Origin of the sequence: Klebsiella sp. GG_Kp175 (assembly GCF_040062325.1) — a bacterium.
In the GTDB taxonomy this organism is placed as follows: Bacteria; Pseudomonadota; Gammaproteobacteria; order Enterobacterales; family Enterobacteriaceae; genus Klebsiella; species Klebsiella quasipneumoniae.
Genome location: NZ_JBEAFX010000035.1, coordinates 91,545 through 110,970, shown reverse-complemented (window position 1 = coordinate 110,970; position 19,426 = coordinate 91,545). Strand labels below are relative to the sequence as shown.

The 19,426-nt window shown below is 57.6% G+C and carries 16 protein-coding genes and 1 riboswitch; of the genes, 7 read left to right on the top strand and 9 right to left on the bottom strand.

From position 1 onward, the window contains the following. Positions 1–302: 302 nt before the first annotated feature. Both murI and btuB read right to left on the bottom strand, forming a co-directional pair. Positions 303–1,154, bottom strand: coding sequence for a glutamate racemase (gene murI, locus ABLU73_RS24525; RefSeq protein ID WP_004203695.1), 852 nt, complete (start codon positions 1,152–1,154; stop codon positions 303–305). Beyond that, on the bottom strand, positions 1,099–2,937 hold the full coding sequence (gene btuB, locus ABLU73_RS24520; protein ID WP_023319435.1) for a TonB-dependent vitamin B12 receptor BtuB: 1,839 nt from the start codon (positions 2,935–2,937) through the stop codon (positions 1,099–1,101). Before btuB ends, murI begins: the two co-directional genes overlap by 56 nt. 64 nt (positions 2,938–3,001) lie before the next feature. Beyond that, positions 3,002–3,189, bottom strand: a riboswitch (cobalamin riboswitch). 114 nt (positions 3,190–3,303) lie between these two features. Here btuB and trmA point away from each other — a divergent pair. Next, the gene (trmA, locus tag ABLU73_RS24515; RefSeq protein ID WP_004203692.1) at positions 3,304–4,404 is read left to right on the top strand and encodes a tRNA (uridine(54)-C5)-methyltransferase TrmA; all 1,101 of its coding nucleotides are present in this window, start codon (positions 3,304–3,306) and stop codon (positions 4,402–4,404) included. Between the two features lie 50 nt (positions 4,405–4,454). On the opposite strand, the gene ABLU73_RS24510 is transcribed toward trmA, so the two are convergent. Then, positions 4,455–4,814, bottom strand: coding sequence for a YijD family membrane protein (locus ABLU73_RS24510; RefSeq protein ID WP_004203691.1), 360 nt, complete (start codon positions 4,812–4,814; stop codon positions 4,455–4,457). A 15-nt stretch (positions 4,815–4,829) separates the two neighbouring features. After that, positions 4,830–5,465: an HTH-type transcriptional repressor FabR gene (fabR, locus tag ABLU73_RS24505; RefSeq protein ID WP_004151856.1), complete on the bottom strand. Its 636-nt coding sequence runs from the start codon at positions 5,463–5,465 to the stop codon at positions 4,830–4,832. A 196-nt stretch (positions 5,466–5,661) separates the two neighbouring features. Between fabR and sthA the strand changes: the two genes are divergently transcribed. After that, positions 5,662–7,062, top strand: coding sequence for a Si-specific NAD(P)(+) transhydrogenase (gene sthA / locus ABLU73_RS24500; RefSeq protein WP_002883016.1), 1,401 nt, complete (start codon positions 5,662–5,664; stop codon positions 7,060–7,062). Here the strand turns inward: sthA and oxyR are convergent. The 4 genes from oxyR to argC all read right to left on the bottom strand — a co-directional run bounded on the left by oxyR (position 7,045) and on the right by argC (position 11,483). Further along, a complete protein-coding gene (gene oxyR, locus ABLU73_RS24495; RefSeq protein ID WP_002883015.1) occupies positions 7,045–7,962 on the bottom strand; it encodes a DNA-binding transcriptional regulator OxyR in 918 nt (305 codons plus the stop codon). The genes sthA and oxyR overlap by 18 nt on opposite strands. Positions 7,963–8,221: 259 nt before the next feature. Further along, positions 8,222–9,595, bottom strand: a complete 1,374-nt coding sequence (gene argH, locus ABLU73_RS24490; RefSeq protein WP_004203690.1) for an argininosuccinate lyase — start codon at positions 9,593–9,595, stop codon at positions 8,222–8,224. Between the two features lie 100 nt (positions 9,596–9,695). Further along, entirely contained in the window at positions 9,696–10,472 is a 777-nt protein-coding gene (gene argB / locus ABLU73_RS24485) for an acetylglutamate kinase (protein ID WP_264924713.1), read from the bottom strand. Positions 10,473–10,478: 6 nt separating this feature from the next. Beyond that, positions 10,479–11,483 carry an N-acetyl-gamma-glutamyl-phosphate reductase gene (gene argC / locus ABLU73_RS24480; protein WP_004203689.1) on the bottom strand — a complete coding sequence of 335 codons (1,005 nt, stop codon included), beginning with the start codon at positions 11,481–11,483 and terminating at the stop codon, positions 10,479–10,481. A gap of 113 nt (positions 11,484–11,596) precedes the next feature. On the opposite strand from argC, the gene argE reads away from it, so the two are divergent. Together argE and ppc are read left to right on the top strand one after the other, a co-directional pair. Then, the gene (argE, locus tag ABLU73_RS24475) at positions 11,597–12,748 is read left to right on the top strand and encodes an acetylornithine deacetylase (RefSeq protein ID WP_004203688.1); all 1,152 of its coding nucleotides are present in this window, start codon (positions 11,597–11,599) and stop codon (positions 12,746–12,748) included. 258 nt (positions 12,749–13,006) lie between these two features. Then, a complete protein-coding gene (gene ppc / locus ABLU73_RS24470; RefSeq protein WP_004203687.1) occupies positions 13,007–15,658 on the top strand; it encodes a phosphoenolpyruvate carboxylase in 2,652 nt (883 codons plus the stop codon). Between the two features lie 46 nt (positions 15,659–15,704). Here the strand turns inward: ppc and zinT are convergent, their stop codons facing one another. After that, positions 15,705–16,355: a metal-binding protein ZinT gene (gene zinT, locus ABLU73_RS24465; protein ID WP_017899813.1), complete on the bottom strand. Its 651-nt coding sequence runs from the start codon at positions 16,353–16,355 to the stop codon at positions 15,705–15,707. 69 nt (positions 16,356–16,424) lie between these two features. Here zinT and ABLU73_RS24460 point away from each other — a divergent pair, with 69 nt between their 5' ends. From ABLU73_RS24460 to ABLU73_RS24450, 3 genes are all read left to right on the top strand, one after another. Next, positions 16,425–17,366 carry an AraC family transcriptional regulator gene (locus tag ABLU73_RS24460; protein ID WP_226648908.1) on the top strand — a complete coding sequence of 314 codons (942 nt, stop codon included), beginning with the start codon at positions 16,425–16,427 and terminating at the stop codon, positions 17,364–17,366. Between the two features lie 205 nt (positions 17,367–17,571). Beyond that, entirely contained in the window at positions 17,572–18,234 is a 663-nt protein-coding gene (gene fsa / locus ABLU73_RS24455) for a fructose-6-phosphate aldolase (RefSeq protein WP_062913764.1), read from the top strand. 54 nt (positions 18,235–18,288) lie between these two features. Then, entirely contained in the window at positions 18,289–19,392 is a 1,104-nt protein-coding gene (locus tag ABLU73_RS24450) for a glycerol dehydrogenase (protein WP_004203683.1), read from the top strand. Positions 19,393–19,426 lie beyond the last annotated feature (34 nt).

Below are 19,426 nucleotides of genomic sequence, written 5' to 3'. Positions count from 1 at the left end.
ATGTCACTTTGAGTGCCCACACAGATTGTCTGATAAATTGTTAAAGAGCAGTTGCAACGCGGCTTTCAGCTCACCGTTGCGAGGTCCCGTATAATACGTTTTCCTCATTCAGAGTCAAGCCCTTATTTTGCTTTTCTCTGTCGGTTTTCAGCGCTGAACTTCATCGCCGAAACCCTGCTGACCCGGCGGCTCGCTTGCCGTTGTTCCGTGTCAGTGGAGGCGCATTATAGGGAGTTCTGAGACGTTGACAAGCCCTGTTTTCAAAAAATTATTCAACCGTCTCTTTTTTGTGCAAAACGCCGTTAAAGCGGTAATTTTTCCAGCGTCGAGAAGCCATAGCGATGCAAAACGGGTAAAAGTTGTTCCGTTTCTGCCGTCAACGCCATGCAGAATGCTTTATTCTCGTCGCTGGACTTCGCATCCGGCGCTTCATGCTCTAACAGCCAGGCGGTGCGACGGGCAATCGCCGCGCCGGAATCAATCAGCCGCGTGCCTTCCGGCAGAACGCACTGCAGCTCCTCCTGTAAAAGAGGAAAATGGGTGCAGCCCAGCACCACCGTATCCGGCGGCTCCTGCATCCGCAGCCACGGGCGCAGGATACGGCGCAGCTCTTCTAACGGCACAGGCTCGCCGTGCAGCTTCGCTTCCGCCAGCTCCACCAGCTCCGCCGACCCCAGCATCTCAATCCGACATTCATTGGCAAAGCGGTCGATCAGCTCACGGGTATAAGGACGCTTTACGGTACCGCGCGTCGCCAGCAGACCAACAATGCCGTTCGCCGTTAAGCGGGCGGCGGGCTTGATCGCCGGCACCACGCCAACAACGGGGAAGGCGAACTTTTCACGCAGGGCAGGCAGGGAGACGGTACTGGCGGTATTGCAGGCGATCACCGCCAGCGCCAGGGGATAACGCTGCTGGACAGCAGTGACGATTTCCACAACGCGCTCAACGATAAACTCCTCGCTCTTCTCGCCATAGGGGAAGGCAACATTATCGAAAGCATAGATGTAATGCAGATTCGGCAGCAGCTGCCGAATCTCATTATAAACCGACAACCCACCGACGCCGGAATCAAACACCAGCACGGTGGGACGTGGATCAGAAGGTGTAGCTGCCAGACAAGGTGTATTCCCGTCCTGCAGATTGGTAGCCATAAACTGTCTCGTAATCTTTATCGAACAGGTTGGCTATTTTACCACGAACTGTCAGGTGTGAGGTGACGGGATACGATAAACCGACATCCCAGAGGCTCAACCCACCCATATTGACGGTACGCGAATTGTCGTAATCATAATCGTAGCGCTTGCCGATGTAGTGATACGTCACATCCCAACCCAGATCGTAGACCTGGCCGTTCAGCTCGTATTTCACCTGCTGCTTCGCCCGGCGATAGAGGATCTTGTTAGTTTCATCATCGCGAGGGTCAACATACTGCAGCGTCAGATGGTGCTCCACCGGCCCTGTGGTGACATTTCCCGTCCACTCCAGCCCCTTGATCGTCGCCGACTTGACGTTGTAATAGGCGTTGTTGTCGTAATCGATGAGGTTTTGAATCTCATAGCGATACGCGGAGAGACGCCAGTCGACCGGCCCCGTTAACCCTTCAAGGCCCGCTTCCCATTGCTTCGACTCCTCTGGCTTCAGGTTCGGGTTAGAGGCGATGCCAAAGCGTTCTGCGCCGTACTGCTGCCCGAGGGAGGGGGCGAGGAATCCTGTGCCGTACGAGAGCGTTGTCCGATAACCGTCGATAAATTCCCAGCCTGCCGCCGTCTGCCAGGTACCGTGCCAGCCAAACTGCTCGTCATGATCCTCACGGCCGGAAGCTTCCAGCGTCACGCTGTCAATCTGCTGCTGGCCCGTCAGATAAAGACCGGTGGTATCGCGCTTATACACGTCGGTATTGGTCGTTCCGCTGGATTTCAGCTTCTCCTGTTTCCAGTCTACGCCGCCGCTCACCGCGCCATGGCCCACCACAACATTATTTCCCCACTGGATATAGCGCTGTTCCATATCATCCAGGGTGGTGCCCGCGGCATAGCGGCCAGCGTCGCTGCTGTAGTTGTAATCTTTAATACGCTGATAGTTCGCAATCAGCTGGGAGGAGTAAATTCCGGAGTGGTAGTGCAGACCGGTATCCCAGGATTGGGTATAGGACTGATCTTCATCGTTTCCACCTGCGTAGCCCCAGTTACCCTGGTCATAGTCAGCATTGGCGGAATAACCATAGCCGCGGAAGAATCCCGAGAAGTTATCATCGAACTGATGCTGTACCCCGCCCCACAGCATTTTATTGCGGTAGCCGTCGCGATCGCTGTCGCCGCTATAAGAGGAGTTCGGCTGGACGTTAAACCCTTTGGTGGTCTGATAGGCGCCGGCAGCGGTAACCAGCGTATCGCCAAACCGCTTGTTGAAGGCGCCATCATAGGACTGATAGCCGTTCGTTCCCGCGCCGGCGTTGATCTGCGAACGCTCTGCGTCGGTCATGGTGATAATGTTCACCACCCCGCCGATCGCTCCGGAGCCGTACACCGCGGAGCGCGGGCCGCGGATATATTCCACCCGCTGGACTAAAGAGATAGGGATCTGACTGATATCCACGCCGTTGGAGATCCCCGGACGCGCCATCGGCACACCATCGATCAGCACCAGCACGTGGCGAGCCTCCGTCCCCCGAACATACAGCGAAGCGCTCTGCCCCATGCCGCCATTGCGGGCAATATCGACCCCGGGAAGACGACGCATGACATCGTTTAAATCTTTGGACTGCCAGCGATCGATGTCATCACGCGTCACTATATCGGTCGGCGCCAGCACGGTATTGACCGGCTGTTGAAAACGGTTTGCTGTCACCACCAACGTATCTGAATTGCTATCCTGCGCCCAGCCGGAAAATGCCGTGACGGATAAGGCCGTCATCAGCGAAGCTTTTTTAATCATTGTAAAAGCATCCGAAACAGAAAAAGGATGCCGCAGGTTTTATCAGTTGCTCGCGACGATAAAACCCAGTGCGACGTATTCCGGCAGGTCTTCGGGCTTGGAGGCTGTTTCAAGAAATAATGACTTCCCACGGCTAACCGCAGTGTCTGCACCGAGTGCGCTCATTTCTCACCTTCCTTACCGCTGCGCGTCAGCCCCAGATTTCCACTGGGTTCCCTTTTAACTCACAGGACCGGTAGGCGAATGCTACAATCAGAATCATATAGATGTCCAGACTGCTAATTATATTTCCCGCGGCATTCGAGGCTGGACATCCCCGGCGCTTTCCCTACAATCCCCGCGTACTTATTTTATTCAGGATACATCATGACCCCCGAACACCTTCCTACCGAGCAATACGAAGCGCAGCTGGCAGAAAAAGTCGTCCGTTTGCAAACCATGATGGCGCCTTTTGCCGCGCCGGTTCCGGAAGTGTTTCGTTCGCCGGTCAGCCACTACCGTATGCGCGCCGAGTTCCGTCTGTGGCACGATGGCGACGACCTGTACCATATTATTTTCGATCAGCAGACCCGGTCGCGGATTCGCGTTGACAGCTTTCCGGCCGCCAGCGCGCTGATCAATCAGCTGATGACCGCCATGCTGGAGGGCGTGCGCAACAATCCCGTCCTGCGCCATAAGCTGTTCCAGATTGACTATCTGACCACCCTCAGCAATCAGGCGGTCGTCTCGCTGCTGTATCATAAAAAGCTGGACGATGCCTGGCGTGAGCAAGCGGAGGCGCTGCGTGACGCCCTGCGAGCCCAGGGGCTCAATGTGCATCTGATTGGTCGGGCGACCAAAACTAAAATCGAGCTCGATCAGGATTATATAGATGAACGTCTGCCGGTTGGCGGTCGGGAGATGATCTACCGTCAGGTGGAAAACAGCTTTACCCAACCGAACGCGGCAATGAACATTCAAATGCTGGAGTGGGCGCTGGATGTCACCAAAGGAGCGACCGGCGACCTGCTGGAATTGTACTGCGGCAACGGTAACTTCTCGCTGGCGCTGGCGCGTAATTTCGATCGCGTCCTGGCCACCGAAATCGCCAAACCGTCGGTGGCGGCGGCGCAGTACAACATCGCCGCCAACCATATCGACAACGTGCAGATTATCCGCATGGCGGCGGAAGAGTTTACTCAGGCGATGAACGGCGTGCGTGAGTTTAACCGGCTGCAGGGTATCGATCTGCAAAGCTATCAGTGCGAGACCATTTTCGTCGATCCGCCGCGTAGCGGGCTGGACAGTGAAACGGAAAAAATGGTGCAGGCCTATCCGCGCATTCTGTACATTTCGTGCAACCCGGAAACGCTGTGCCGCAATCTGGAAACGCTAAGCCAGACGCATAATGTTACCCGGCTGGCGCTGTTCGACCAGTTCCCGTATACCCATCACATGGAATGCGGCGTGCTGTTGACCCGGAAATAGGCCAAAAAAAACCGGCAACGTCATATTGCCGGTTTTTTATCACTGGCGGCTTATTCGGCTGCCGTATTTTTGCGGTTACGCATCTTGTAGCCGATCCAGAAGACCATCGCGACGGACAGAACGGCCGGGAAGAAGTTAGAGCCGATATCCGGGTACTCCGCACGCACGACGGTGCTGTACAACAGCACCCCGAGAATAAAAAAAGCGGCGGCCAGGCCCGGTAGCCCAACGGGCATACTGCGATTCTGATAGCGCTGATGCAGACAGTAGACCGTCAGCAGCAGGGATAAGATGGGGAAGACGGAAAACGGAACTATCGAACTGAACAGCGCCGCAAAGGCGCCATTAATAGATAACCCGGCAATCAGCGCCAGCAGCAGCGTACCTTTATCTTGAACTGAGTGTTTCATTGCTCGTCCTTCACGTTATTCGGAATGATGTGACATTTTTTCTTGTTCACGGCGATACCAGTAATACGCGCCTTTCGAGATCATTCTGAGCTGCAGTACCAACCGTTCTTCCAGCTGTCGGCGCTGTTCAGGGCCGACATCCAGCGCTTCCGCGCCAGCGCTAAAAACGATGGTGACCATAGCTTCAGCCTGCGCTTCGGTAAAGGCACGCGGCATATGGTTTTCGAGTTCTAAATAGTCGGCGAGTTCCGCAATAAAGTGCTGGATCTCGCGTGCGACGGCGGCGCGAAACGCCGCAGAAGTTCCCGAGCGCTCGCGCAGCAGCAGGCGGAAGGCGTTCGGGTTGTTACCGATAAACTCCATAAAGGTCGAGACCGAGGTGCGGATCACGCTGCCGCCTTTGGCAATCCGCTGGCGCGCCTGGCGCATCAGCTGGCGCAGCATCAGTCCGCTCTCATCGACCATCGTCAGGCCTAACTCATCGACATCGCGAAAATGACGATAAAAGGACGTCGGCGCGATCCCTGCTTCCCGCGCCACTTCACGCAAACTCAGGCTGGCGAAACTCCGCTCAGCGCTAAGTTGGCTGAATGCCGCTTCCACCAGCGAACGGCGGGTTTTTTCTTTTTGTTGTGCTCTTACGCCCATCACGATGTATGAATCCTTCCAATAGCCCTGCTGGCACTATACCAGAGATTAAAACTAATCGGTTTGCCCTGGATTGTGAATGATTGTTTACGAGCCGTTTCTGCTTTTATGCCGCAAAAAAGCACAACGATAATTGGGTTAAAGCGCAGCGAATGTTATCATCGTGTTTATTTTATGTATAAAACAGGTGAGTAATGCCATGTCACACTCTTGGGATTATGATGCAATAGTGATTGGTTCCGGTCCTGGCGGCGAAGGCGCCGCCATGGGACTGGTAAAACAGGGAGCACGCGTTGCCGTCATCGAGCGCTACCATAACGTCGGCGGCGGTTGCACCCACTGGGGCACCATCCCGTCGAAAGCCCTCCGCCATGCCGTCAGCCGTATTATCGAGTTTAACCAAAACCCCCTCTACAGCGACCACTCCCGCCTTCTTCGCTCTTCTTTCGCCGACATCCTTAACCATGCCGACAGCGTCATCAACCAGCAGACTCATATGCGCCAGGGATTCTATGAGCGCAACCACTGTGAAATTCTGCAGGGCAATGCCCACTTCGTTGATGAGCATACTCTGGCGCTGGAGTGTCATGACGGCACGGTTGAGACGGTGACCGCGGAGAAATTCGTTATCGCCTGCGGATCTCGCCCCTACCATCCGGCGGATGTCGATTTCCACCACCCGCGCATCTATGACAGCGATTCGATTCTCAGCCTGCAGCATGAGCCGCGCCATGTGATCATTTACGGCGCCGGGGTAATCGGTTGTGAATATGCGTCGATCTTCCGCGGCATGGAGGTGAAGGTCGATCTGATCAACACCCGCGATCGTCTGCTGGCCTTCCTCGATCAGGAGATGTCAGATTCGCTCTCTTATCACTTTTGGAACAGCGGCGTGGTCATTCGCCACAACGAGGAGTATGAGAAAATTGAGGGGGTGGATGACGGGGTGATCATGCACCTGAAGTCCGGCAAAAAACTGAAAGCCGATTGCCTGCTGTACGCCAACGGCCGCACCGGCAATACCGACACTCTGGCGCTGGAAAATATCGGTCTGCAGACCGACAGCCGCGGTCAGCTGAAGGTCAACAGCATGTATCAGACCGCCCTTCCGCACATCTATGCGGTTGGGGATGTCATCGGCTATCCGAGCCTCGCCTCCGCGGCGTACGATCAGGGACGCATTGCCGCCCAGGCGCTGGTGAAAGGCGAAGCCTCAGCGCATCTGATTGAAGATATCCCGACCGGGATCTACACCATTCCGGAAATCAGCTCCGTCGGGAAAACCGAGCAGCAGCTGACGGCGATGAAAGTGCCGTATGAGGTGGGTCGCGCTCAGTTTAAACACCTGGCGCGGGCGCAAATCGTTGGCATGAGCGTGGGAACCCTGAAGATCCTGTTCCATCGGGAAACCAAGGAGATCCTCGGCATTCACTGCTTTGGCGAACGCGCAGCCGAAATCATTCACATCGGCCAGGCGATCATGGAGCAGAAAGGTGGTGGTAACACCATTGAGTACTTCGTCAACACCACCTTTAACTACCCGACCATGGCGGAAGCGTACCGGGTTGCCGCGCTGAACGGCTTAAACCGCCTGTTTTAACGCCTTGTCGAAATGGCCATCCATCGTGCCGCGGATGGCCTCCGCCAGATGTTCGTAGCGGCTGCGCAGCGGTGAGCCCGGACGGTAAACCAGACCGATGGTGCGTCTTGGCTCTGGCTTAATGCACGGCAGGTAGACCACGCCATCGCGTTTTCTTTCCTGAGGCACCGCCAGCGCAGGCAGCAGGGTAATACCGCTGCCTGCCGCTACCATATTTCGCAGCGTTTCCAGGCTGGTCGCGCGGAAGTGGGTATCCTCATCCGCCCCCGCTTCAAAGCAGAAGCCCATCGCCTGATCGCGCAGGCAGTGCCCATCCTCCAGCATCAGCAGCTTTTCACCGGCCAGATCCGACATCGGCACCCGATCGCGGTTTGCCCACGGATGATCTTCATAGATAGCCAGCATCATCGGCTCATCGAACAGCGGCACCTCGATAAAGGCCTCGCTCTCTTTGACCAGCGCCAGGATGGCGCAGTCGAGCTTACCGCTGTCGAGCTGAGCCAGCAGCTGATGGGTCTGCGCTTCGTGCAGATACATTTCCAGCTTCGGGAAGGTCTGATGCAGCATCGGAATGATGTGCGGCAGCAGGTACGGGCCAATTGTCGGGATCAGGCCGATATGCAGCGGCCCGGACATGGTTTCCCCTTGTTGGCTTGCCATCTCCTTGAGCACTTTTACTTCGCGTAACACGGTACGCGCCTGATCCACCAGCAACAGCCCCGCCTGGGTAAACAGAACCTTACGGCTGGTGCGCTCCAGCAGCATGACGCCAAGCTCATCCTCCAGCTTGCGGATCTGTCCGCTGAGCGTCGGTTGGCTCACATGGCATGAGTCAGCCGCCCGCCGGAAGTGGCGGTGTTCGGCGAGCGCTACCAGGTATTCAAGATCGCGAATATTCATTATTCATCCTCCATCGCCACGATAGTCCATGGCGATAGATAGCATAGCAACGAACGATTATCCCTATCAAGTTTTCTGTTCAATAATACACCCATAAAGACGGTGAACCTGTGAAAACCACTGGCCCGTCACACTGTTTCTCTACCCGAACAACTAAAGCCAACGTGAACTTTTGCGGACCTTGCGTCCGCTTTTTTTTTGCATAAAAAACCCGGCGTCGCTGGGCTCGGCCGGGTCAGGGGGGGCAGATATCTAAGGATTAGCTCAGACGGGCCTTCGCCTCGCCGATAGCCTGCGCCACCTGCTGCGGCGAGACGCCGCCTTTTGCCGCGCGTTTATCCAGGCAGGACTGCAGCGACAGGATCGGATAAACATCGTCCGCAATCACCGGGCTGAATTTCTGCAGATCGGCCAGGGCCAGCGCTTCCAGCGGTTTCCCTTGCGCAATGGCTTCCACCACCGCTTCACCGACAATATGGTGCGCCTCGCGGAACGGTACGCCTTTCGCCACCAGATAATCCGCCAGCTCCGTGGCGTTGGCATAGCCCTGCTGCGCCGCTTCCGCACAGCGCGGACGTTTTACCTGGATGCCATCCAGCACCAGGGTCGCCATATGCAGGCAGTCGAGCCAGGTATCCAGGGCGTCGAAAAGCCCCTCTTTATCTTCCTGCATATCTTTGTTGTAGGCCAGCGGCAGCCCTTTCAGGGTCATCATCATGCCGGTCAGCGCGCCCTGCACGCGACCGCATTTGCCACGGATAAGCTCCAGGGCGTCCGGGTTTTTCTTTTGCGGCATCAGCGAGGAGCCTGAGGTTACGCGGTCGGAAAGCTCGACGAAATTCGCCTCGCCGGAGTTGAAGAAAATCAGATCTTCCGCAAAGCGCGACAGATGCACCATGCCGATAGAGGCATCGGAAAGCAGCTCCAGAACATGGTCACGGTCGGACACGCTGTCGAGGCTGTTGCGGGTGGCGGAGGCAAAGCCCAGCCACCCGGCCAGCTGCTCGCGGTCGATCTCATACGCCGTTCCCGCCAGCGCGCCGCAGCCCAGCGGGCTAACGTCGAGGCGCTTCAGTGCGTCCTGCAGGCGGCTTTCGTCGCGCGCCAGCATTTCGACATAGGCCAGACACCAGTGCGCGAACGTCACCGGTTGGGCGCGCTGCAGGTGGGTGTACCCCGGCATCACCGCGTCCTGGTTCTGCTGGGCCGTCTCCACCAGCGCGCTCTGCAGCTGGCGGTTCGCCGACAGCAATTCGACAACGGTATCTTTGCACCACAGTTTAAGATCGGTAGCGACCTGGTCATTACGGCTGCGGCCGGTATGCAGTTTCTTGCCCAACTGGCCCACTTTGTCGATCAGTTTGCCTTCCACCCAGCTGTGAATATCTTCGGCATCGCTGGCGAGGATTTGCTGCGGATTGGCGCGCACCTCTTCCAGTAGCACGTTCAGCGCTTCTTCCAGTTGCTGCTGTTCAGCGGCACTCAGAACGCCGACCGTTACCAGCGCTTTCGACCAGGCGACAGAGCCAACGATATCCTGCTCCGCCAGACGATAGTCGAAGCGCAACGAGTCATTGAACTGTTTAAACCGTTGATCTGCTGCCTGTGTAAAACGCCCGCCCCAAAGTGCCATAACATGCTTCCTTTATTCGTTAGTTCCGCCGGTGGCGTTGTGCCTCCCCGGCCTACGGTCTTGTAAGCCCGGCAGACAACGCGCCGCCGGGCATGAAATCTTAAGCCAGAATACGTGTGCCGATAGGCGTGCCGTTAAACAACGCCGGCAGCTGCTCGGCGTGACGCCAGGAGGCGATGTCCACCGGACGGCCCAGAGCGCGCGCGGCGTCGAGGGCCGCATTCACTTTGACCATCATGCCGTCGGTGATAATCCCCTGCTCGATCAGTTGCTCCGCTTTCTCGGCGGTCATCTCGGCAATGCGCTGCCCTTTACCGTCGAGGATACCGCTGACGTCAGACAGCAGAATCAGATCCGCCCCCAGGGTAGCCGCCAGCGCCGTCGCCGCCTGGTCAGCATTGACGTTCATCAGCTGGCCCTCATCGGTCACGCCGATAGAGCTCACCACCGGCAGGTAACCGCCCGCCAGCAGGGTGTTGATCAGCGTCGGAGAGCCCGGCTGCGCCAGCCCGACATGGCCCAGCTCAGCATCCAGCTGCGTCACCTTCACGCTATCGCCATCGCCGAGGAACAGGCCGACAGAGGCCAGACCGTGCTTTTTCGCCCACGCCAGCAGCGTCTTGTTAGCGGTTCCCGCCAGCGCGCCGGTGATGATGTCGATTTGCTCAGCCGGCGTCACCCGCAGACCATTTTTCTTCTGCACCGGCAGATTGAGCTGCTTCATCAGCTCATCCACCACGCAGCCGCCGCCGTGGACGATAATCAGCGGACGCTGGTGCGCTTCACGGTAATTGACCAGCGCGGTAAACAGACGCTCCAGCGCTTCTTCGCTATCGAGTAATACGCCGCCGAGTTTGATAATTAATGGGTTCATCATCACACCTTAAATAAGAGACTGCGTCTCAGCGAAGCCGAAACGAATATTCGCGCACTGCACCGCCTGCGCTGCGGCGCCTTTCAGCAGATTATCTTCTGCCGCGACGACGATGAGATGATCGTCCTGCACGGCAAAACCGATATCACAGAATGGCAGACCTTCGACGCTTTTCACTGCGGGCACGCCTTTATCATATAAACGTACCAGCGGTTTATCGGCGTAAGCCTGCTGGTAAACCGCCGCGATCTGCGCATGGCCAACGCCCGGCTTCAGGCGGCAGGTAATGGTTTCCAGAATACCGCGTTTAAAATTACCCAGGTGCGGGGTAAAAATCACTTTCGCTCCGAGGTGGCTGGCAATCTCCGGCTGATGACGATGGTTAAATATGCCGTACGGCTGCAGGCTGACTTCACAGAAGCTGTTGCCGATCGCGGCTTTGCGTCCCGCGCCGCTCACCCCGCTGGTGGCGTTGATCACTGGCCACTGGTTGAGATCCAGCAGACCGGCATCGATCAGCGGCTTCAGCGACAGCTGCGCCGCCGTTGGGTAGCAGCCAGGCACCGCGATTAACTGCGCTTCTTTAAGCGCATCCGCGCTCCACTCCGCCAGACCATACACCGCCTGTTTGAGCAGGTCGGGATGCTGATGAGTGAAACCATAATATTTTTCGTAGAACGCCCCATCGTTAACGCGGAAGGCACCGGAGAGATCGAACACCACGCAGCCGGCGGCAAGGAACTGCGGCGCCAGATCGTGACTCACTTCGTGCGCGGTGGCGAGAAACACCACGTCCACGCCAGCGCTGAATTCGCTGATATCGGACATCGGCTGCAGCGGCATATCGACAATGCCTTTGAGCTGCGGATGCAGGTCGGAAATTAATTTTCCCGCATCATTGCTTTGCGCGGAGACCGTCAAAGCGGTTATGTTCATATGCGGATGACGATTGATATAGGTCACCAGCTCTGCGCCGGCATAACCACTGGCACCCACAATCAGCGTATTTAACATTGGAAGCGCATCTCCTTACATTCGATGGGTTTTCTTACGCTCAACGATATTGTATTTTTATTCACAATAAATGCATGAATATTGATACTATCACGACCCAAGGTGTGTCAACAATGAAAAACAATTTACCGCCCTTTATCGAGATCTACCGCGCGTTGATCGCCACACCGTCCATCAGCGCGACCGAAGAGGCTCTCGATCAAAGCAATGAGTCTTTAATCAATTTGCTGGCCGGCTGGTTCCGCGATCTCGGCTTCAACGTCGAGGTACAGCCAGTGCCGGATACGCGCCATAAATTCAATCTGCTGGCCAGCACCGGACACGGCGCCGGCGGCCTGCTGCTCGCCGGGCATACCGATACCGTGCCGTTCGATGATGGCCGCTGGACGCGCGACCCGTTCACCCTCACCGAACACGATAACAAGCTCTACGGCCTCGGCACGGCCGATATGAAAGGCTTTTTCGCCTTTATTCTCGACGCCCTGCGCGATGTCGACGTCACCACGCTGAAAAAACCGCTGTATATTCTGGCCACCGCCGACGAAGAGACCAGCATGGCTGGCGCGCGCTATTTTGCCGAAACCACCCAGCTGCGCCCGGACTGCGCCATCATCGGCGAGCCCACCTCCCTGCAGCCAATCCGCGCCCATAAAGGACATATGTCCAACGCGATCCGTATTCAGGGCCAGTCCGGCCACTCCAGCGATCCGGCGCGCGGGGTCAACGCGATCGAGCTGATGCACGACGCCATCGGCCGGATTATGCAGCTGCGCGATCTGCTAAAAGAGCGCTACCACTTCGAGGCGTTCACGGTCCCTTACCCGACCCTCAACCTCGGCGCCATCCATGGCGGCGATGCCTCAAACCGTATCTGCGCCTGCTGTGAACTGCATATGGACATCCGCCCGCTGCCGGGGATGACCCTCAACGACCTTAATGGTCTGCTGGGCGAGGCGCTGGCCCCGGTCAGCGAACGCTGGCCAGGCCGCCTGACGGTCTCGGAGCTGCATCCGCCGATCCCCGGCTATGAGTGCCCACCGGACCATAAGCTGGTGCAGGTGGTTGAGAAACTGCTTGGCGCCCAGACCGACGTGGTGAACTACTGTACCGAAGCGCCGTTTATCCAGACGCTGTGCCCAACGCTGGTTCTCGGCCCGGGCTCGATCAACCAGGCCCATCAGCCTGACGAGTTTCTGGAGACGCGCTTTATCAAGCCGACGCGGGAGCTAATTAGCCAGGTGGTCCACCACTTCTGCTGGCACTAAAATCGCCCTCTTTTTCCGCCCCGTTCTCCCGGGGCGGAACGGTGACGATCGTCACATTTCCATAAGCGATGCTTATCCAGCGCCCCCTGAGTTAAATTTCGCAAATTACGGGTATTTACTCGTTTGCTGAAGCGATTTCGCAGTAATTGACGTGGGGGTATTTACGTGGCTTTATAAAAGACGGGTTGCTTATCCGTTGCTCACGTTCCAGCGCAGCGGATATAACAAAATAAAATGAGATGGGGTGTCTGGGGTAACATGAACGAACAATATTCCGCATTGCGTAGTAATGTCAGTATGCTCGGCAAGGTGCTGGGCGATACCATCAAGGATGCACTGGGAGAAAATATTCTTGATCGTGTCGAAACTATCCGTAAGTTGTCCAAATCTTCACGCGCCGGCAACGAAGCTAACCGCCAGGAGCTGCTGACCACGCTGCAGAATTTGTCTAACGACGAACTGCTGCCGGTAGCCCGTGCCTTCAGCCAGTTCCTGAATCTGGCTAACACCGCTGAGCAGTACCACAGCATTTCGCCGAATGGCGAAGCGGCCAGCAATCCGGAAGTCATTGCGCGTACCCTGAGAAAGCTCAAAGACCAACCCAATCTCAACGAAGAGACCATCAAAAAAGCGGTGGAATCTCTTTCCCTGGAGCTGGTGTTAACCGCCCACCCGACCGAGATCACCCGCCGGACGCTGATCCATAAAATGGTGGAAGTGAACAACTGCCTCAAGCAGCTGGATAACAAAGATATCGCGGACTACGAGCACCACCAGCTGATGCGCCGTCTGCGCCAGCTGATCGCCCAGTCCTGGCATACCGATGAAATCCGTAAGCACCGCCCTTCCCCGGTCGATGAAGCCAAATGGGGCTTCGCGGTGGTGGAAAACAGCCTGTGGGAAGGGGTGCCTAACTACCTGCGCGAGCTGAACGAACAGCTGGAAGCCAACCTTGGCTATCAGCTGCCGGTGGACTTTGTCCCGGTGCGTTTCACTTCGTGGATGGGCGGCGACCGCGACGGCAACCCGAACGTGACCGCCGACATCACCCGCCACGTGCTGCTGCTCAGCCGCTGGAAAGCGACCGATCTGTTCCTTAAAGATGTGCAGGTGCTGATCTCCGAGCTGTCGATGGTGGAGTGTACCGACGAATTGCGCGCCCTGGCCGGCGCCGAGGGCGCTCAGGAACCGTACCGTTACCTGATGAAAAAACTGCGCGCTCAGCTGATGGAAACCCAGGCCTGGCTGGAAGCGCGTCTGAAAGGCCAGAAGCTGCCGAAACCGGCGGGACTGATCACGCAGAACGAGCAGCTGTGGGAGCCGCTGTACGCCTGTTATAAATCGCTGCAGGCCTGCGGCATGGGCATTATCGCCAACGGCGAGCTGCTCGACACCCTACGCCGCGTGAAGTCTTTCGGCGTACCGCTGGTGCGTATTGATATTCGTCAGGAAAGCACTCGCCATACCGAAGCGCTGGGCGAAATGACCCGTTACCTCGGGATCGGCGATTACGAAAGCTGGTCAGAAGCCGACAAACAGGCTTTCCTGATCCGCGAACTGAATTCCAAACGTCCGCTGCTGCCGCGCCAGTGGGAGCCCAGCGAAGAGACCCGCGAAGTTCTCGACACCTGCAGAGTGATCGCCGAGGCGCCGCGCGGATCGATCGCCGCCTACGTGATCTCGATGGCCAAAACGCCGTCCGACGTGCTGGCGGTTCACCTGCTGCTGAAAGAGGCCGGGATTGGATTCGCCCTGCCGGTGGCTCCGCTGTTCGAAACGCTGGACGACCTGAACAACGCCAACGACGTCATGACCCAGTTGCTGAATATCGACTGGTACCGCGGCTTTATCCAGGGCAAACAGATGGTCATGATCGGCTACTCTGATTCCGCGAAAGACGCAGGGGTGATGGCCGCCTCCTGGGCGCAGTACCAGGCGCAGGATGCGTTGATCAAAACCTGTGAGAAAGCCGGGATCGAACTGACGCTGTTCCACGGTCGCGGTGGCTCCATTGGCCGCGGCGGCGCGCCGGCCCACGCCGCGCTCCTCTCACAGCCGCCGGGAAGCCTGAAAGGCGGCCTGCGCGTTACCGAGCAGGGTGAGATGATCCGCTTTAAGTACGGCCTGCCGGAAGTCACCATCAGCAGCCTGTCGCTCTATACCAGCGCGATCCTCGAAGCCAACCTGCTGCCGCCGCCGGAACCCAAACCGCAGTGGCGCGACATCATGGCCGAGCTGTCCGACGTGTCGTGCAAGATGTATCGCGGCTATGTGCGTGAAAACAAAGATTTCGTGCCTTACTTCCGCTCCGCCACTCCGGAGCAGGAGCTGGGCAAACTGCCGCTGGGTTCGCGTCCGGCAAAACGTCGCCCGACCGGCGGCGTCGAGTCGCTGCGCGCCATTCCGTGGATCTTCGCCTGGACCCAGAACCGCCTGATGCTTCCGGCCTGGCTGGGCGCTGGCGCTGCGCTGCAGAAGGTAGTCGAAGGCGGAAAACAGAGTGAACTGGAAGCGATGTGTCGCGACTGGCCGTTCTTCTCCACCCGCCTCGGCATGCTGGAGATGGTTTACTCGAAGGCCGACCTGTGGCTGGCGGAGTATTACGATCAGCGCCTGGTGAAACCGGAGCTGTGGGCGCTGGGTACCGAGCTGCGCAAGCTGCTGGCTGCCGATATCAACGTCGTGCTGGCCATCGCCAACGACTCCCATCTGATGGCTGACCTGCCGTGGATCGCCGAGTCTATCCAGCTGCGTAATATCTATACCGACCCGCTGAACGTCCTGCAGGCAGAACTGCTGCACCGTTCACGCCAGGCTGAAGAAGAGGGCAAAGACCCGGATCCGCGCGTTGAACAAGCGCTGATGGTCACCATCGCCGGCGTCGCCGCCGGTATGCGTAACACCGGCTAATCGATGTCTTCCCCCGGCCACCCGGCCGGGGGATTTTTCACCCGTTTTAGTGGTGCAACATCTCATCAACGATCTGTTCTTTATGCAGCGCATACGGATAATAGGTCGGCCAGTTATCCATCTCTTTCAACAACGCTTCCTGTGATTCATTACCCATGAAAATATGGAAATGCTGCGATTTACGCGGACCAATGATATGGTCGCTGAACTGGACATATTTTGGCGCGTTGGCATCGCCCTGCTGGCACTCGAACAGATAACGTACGCCCTTCTTACCGGAGGCGTAATGCAGAATTTTGTAGCCTGAATAGCGGTATTTGCAGCTGTTGACGGCCTCGCCGACGTGGAACTCAATCACGTCATCTTCAATGCCAATCTGTTCCACATCGGTGGCGTAGCCCTTCTTATAATAGGCGCGATACTCCTCCACGCTCTTGCCGCCGGGCTTTTTCGCCTTCTGCTCCAGCACCGGATCGAGATCGCCGTTGAGCAGATATGGGTTCACCGACTGCCAGACGCCCTCCCAGTCGCTCAGCGCGCGGTCCTGCACATCTTTATCCGCAAAAATGCCTTCGCTGGCCTGACGCTCCACTTCGGTTAGCGCCGGCCCATGGCTATGGTTGCCGTGGGCGAACGCCTGGGCGCTGGCTAGCGCCATGCCGAGTCCCAAGGCCAGCAGGGGGATCTTTCTGGTCATTACTCTCTCCTGAGTTTGTTATCAATGGCGACAAATTGTTACGATATAACATATCTCAAGTGAGAAGCAATAGCGACAGGCTGGCGCTTTTACCGCTGGAATAATGTCCGGTATGATGAAAAGGGTGATGCGCGGGGCGGAACAATGATGGACAACGATATCAATCAACTTATTGATGCATTGCTAAAAAAGCAGACCAGCCTCGGCCGGGTTTATTTCGCCGGCGAGACGCGCTCGCCTGCTGAACCGGTGGTGCAGGTTGATTTTCCCCGTCTGAATATCCTCCTTGATGGGCAATTGCGCGACCAGGCGCTCGGCGATAACGCCCCGCCCCTGGAGACCCATGACGTGCTCTATATTCCTGGCGATAGCTGGAACTGCCCACAGTGGCAGGCGCCCTGCCTGCTGTTAAGCATCCTGTTCGCTAAGCAGCAGCTGGAGTGCTCGCTGCAGCACTGGAATGGCAAGACGATCGCCGTTGTTGAAAAACTACAGGCGCTGCGTCGCGGGCCGCGCGTCGGTTCCTTTCTGCTGCAGGCGCTCAACGAGATCCGGATGCAGCCGCAGGAGCAGCAAACCGCCCGCAGCATCGTCATCAGCCTGCTCAGCCACTGCCATGATCTTCTCGGCAGCCAGGCGCAAACCTCCTCGCGCAGCCAGGCGCTGTTCGAGGCAATCCGTCAGTACATCGAGGTCCATTACCCGGAGCCGCTGAGCCGGGAATCGGTCGCCCAGGCGTTCTATCTCTCTCCTAACTATCTTTCTCATCTGTTCCAGAAATGTGGGCCAATGGGCTTCAATGAATATCTGAACCACATTCGTCTCGAACAGGCCCGTATGCTGCTGAAGGGCCACGATATGAAAGTGAAAGACATCGCCCACGCCTGCGGCTTCGCCGACAGTAACTACTTCTGCCGCCTGTTCCGCAAAACCACGGAACGCTCGCCGTCTGAATACCGCCGCCAGTACCATAGCCAGCTGACGGAAAAATCATCCCCGGCAAAAAACTAGATTTTTGTGTGTTAAACCTGACTTTTGTGCGCGCTATAGTTTCCTCTCATCCCAGGCTGCGTCGATAAATGTGATCTAAATCATCCTTAATCGCGATGCGTACATTTATCCAGTTTTTGGCAAATTTGTCATCTGGCGATCCTTCAAACGAAAGCCGTATGCTTACCTCAACGACAGCACCGAATTAAGCATTGAGGAAAACACTATGGAACTCTATCTGGATACCGCCAACGTCGCCGAAGTGGAACGCCTGGCCCGCATCTACCCGCTGGCCGGGGTGACCACCAACCCGAGCATTATCGCCGCCGGAAAAACACCGGTCTGGGATGTACTGCCGCGCTTGCAAAAAGCCGTTGGCCCGGAAGGGATTCTGTTCGCGCAGACCATGAGCCGCGATGCGCAGGGCATGGTGGCAGAAGCCAAACGCCTGAGCAACGCCGTACCGGACATCGTGGTCAAAATCCCGGTCACCGCCGAAGGCCTCGCCGCGATCAAGCAGCTGAAGAAGGAAGGCATCCCAACCCTTGGCACCGCCGTCTACAGCGCCTCACAGGGTCTGCTGGCCGCGCTGGCCGGCGCAAAGTACGTCGCGCCTTACGTTAACCGCGTCGACGCTCAGGGCGGGGACGGCATCCGCATGGTGCAGGAGCTGCAATCCCTGCTGGAAATGCATGCGCCCGAAAGCAAAGTGCTGGCGGCGAGCTTCAAAACGCCCCGTCAGGCGCTGGATTGCCTGCTGGCTGGCTGCGAAGCCATCACCCTTCCACTAGATGTAGCGCAACAAATGCTCGGCACCCCTGCGGTAGAGTCAGCCATAGAGAAGTTTGAACAGGACTGGAATAACGCCTTTGGCACGCTGAACCTGTAACCGGACCCGCGCGCCGCCTGCGGGCGGCATCACGGTCATCGAGGAGGAATCGTAATGGATCGCATTATTCAATCACCAGGCAAATACATTCAGGGCGCAGGCGCCATCAAGCGCCTTGGCGACTATCTGAAACCGCTGGCCGAACGCTGGCTGGTCGTTGGCGATAAATTCGTGCTGGGATTCGCGGAAGAGATGCTACGCAAAAGCCTGGCCGATGCCGGCCTGGCGGCGGAAATCGCGCCGTTTGGCGGTGAATGTTCGCATAATGAAATCAATCGCCTGCGCGATATCGCCGGCAGTGCGAAATGCACCGCCGTGCTGGGGATCGGCGGTGGTAAAACCCTGGATACCGCGAAAGCGCTGGCCCATTTTATGAAGGTGCCAGTGGCGATCGCCCCCACCATCGCCTCCACCGATGCGCCGTGCAGCGCGCTGTCGGTGATTTACACCGACGAAGGGGAGTTCGACAGCTATCTGATGCTACCGCACAACCCTAACATGGTCATTGTCGATACGCAGATCGTTGCCGGCGCGCCGGCTCGCCTGCTGGCAGCCGGAATTGGCGATGCGCTGGCCACCTGGTTCGAAGCCCGCGCCTGCTCACGCAGCGGCGCCACCACCATGGCGGGCGGGAAATGCACCCAGGCGGCGCTGGCGCTGGCCGAGCTGTGCTACAACACCTTACTCGAAGAGGGTGAAAAAGCGATGCTGGCCGCCGAACAGCACGTGGTCACTCCGGCGCTGGAGCGGGTGGTGGAAGCCAACACCTATCTGAGCGGCGTCGGTTTTGAAAGCGGTGGCCTGGCGGCAGCCCACGCAATTCATAACGGCATGACGGCCATCCCTGACGCTCATCACTATTATCACGGTGAAAAAGTGGCGTTCGGCACCCTGACGCAGCTGGTGCTGGAAAACGCGCCGGTGGAAGAGATCGAGACCGTCGCCGCGCTGTGTCACAGCGTTGGGCTGCCGATCACCCTGGCGCAGCTGGATATCAAAGGCGACATCCCGACCAAAATGCGCCTGGTGGCGGAAGCCGCCTGCGCTGAAGGCGAAACCATTCACAATATGCCGGGCGGCGTTAACTCCGACCAGGTCTACGCCGCGCTGCTGGTCGCCGACCAATATGGCCAGCGCTTCCTGCAGGAATGGGAATAATCCAGAGCAAAACAAAACACCCGGCGTCAGCCGG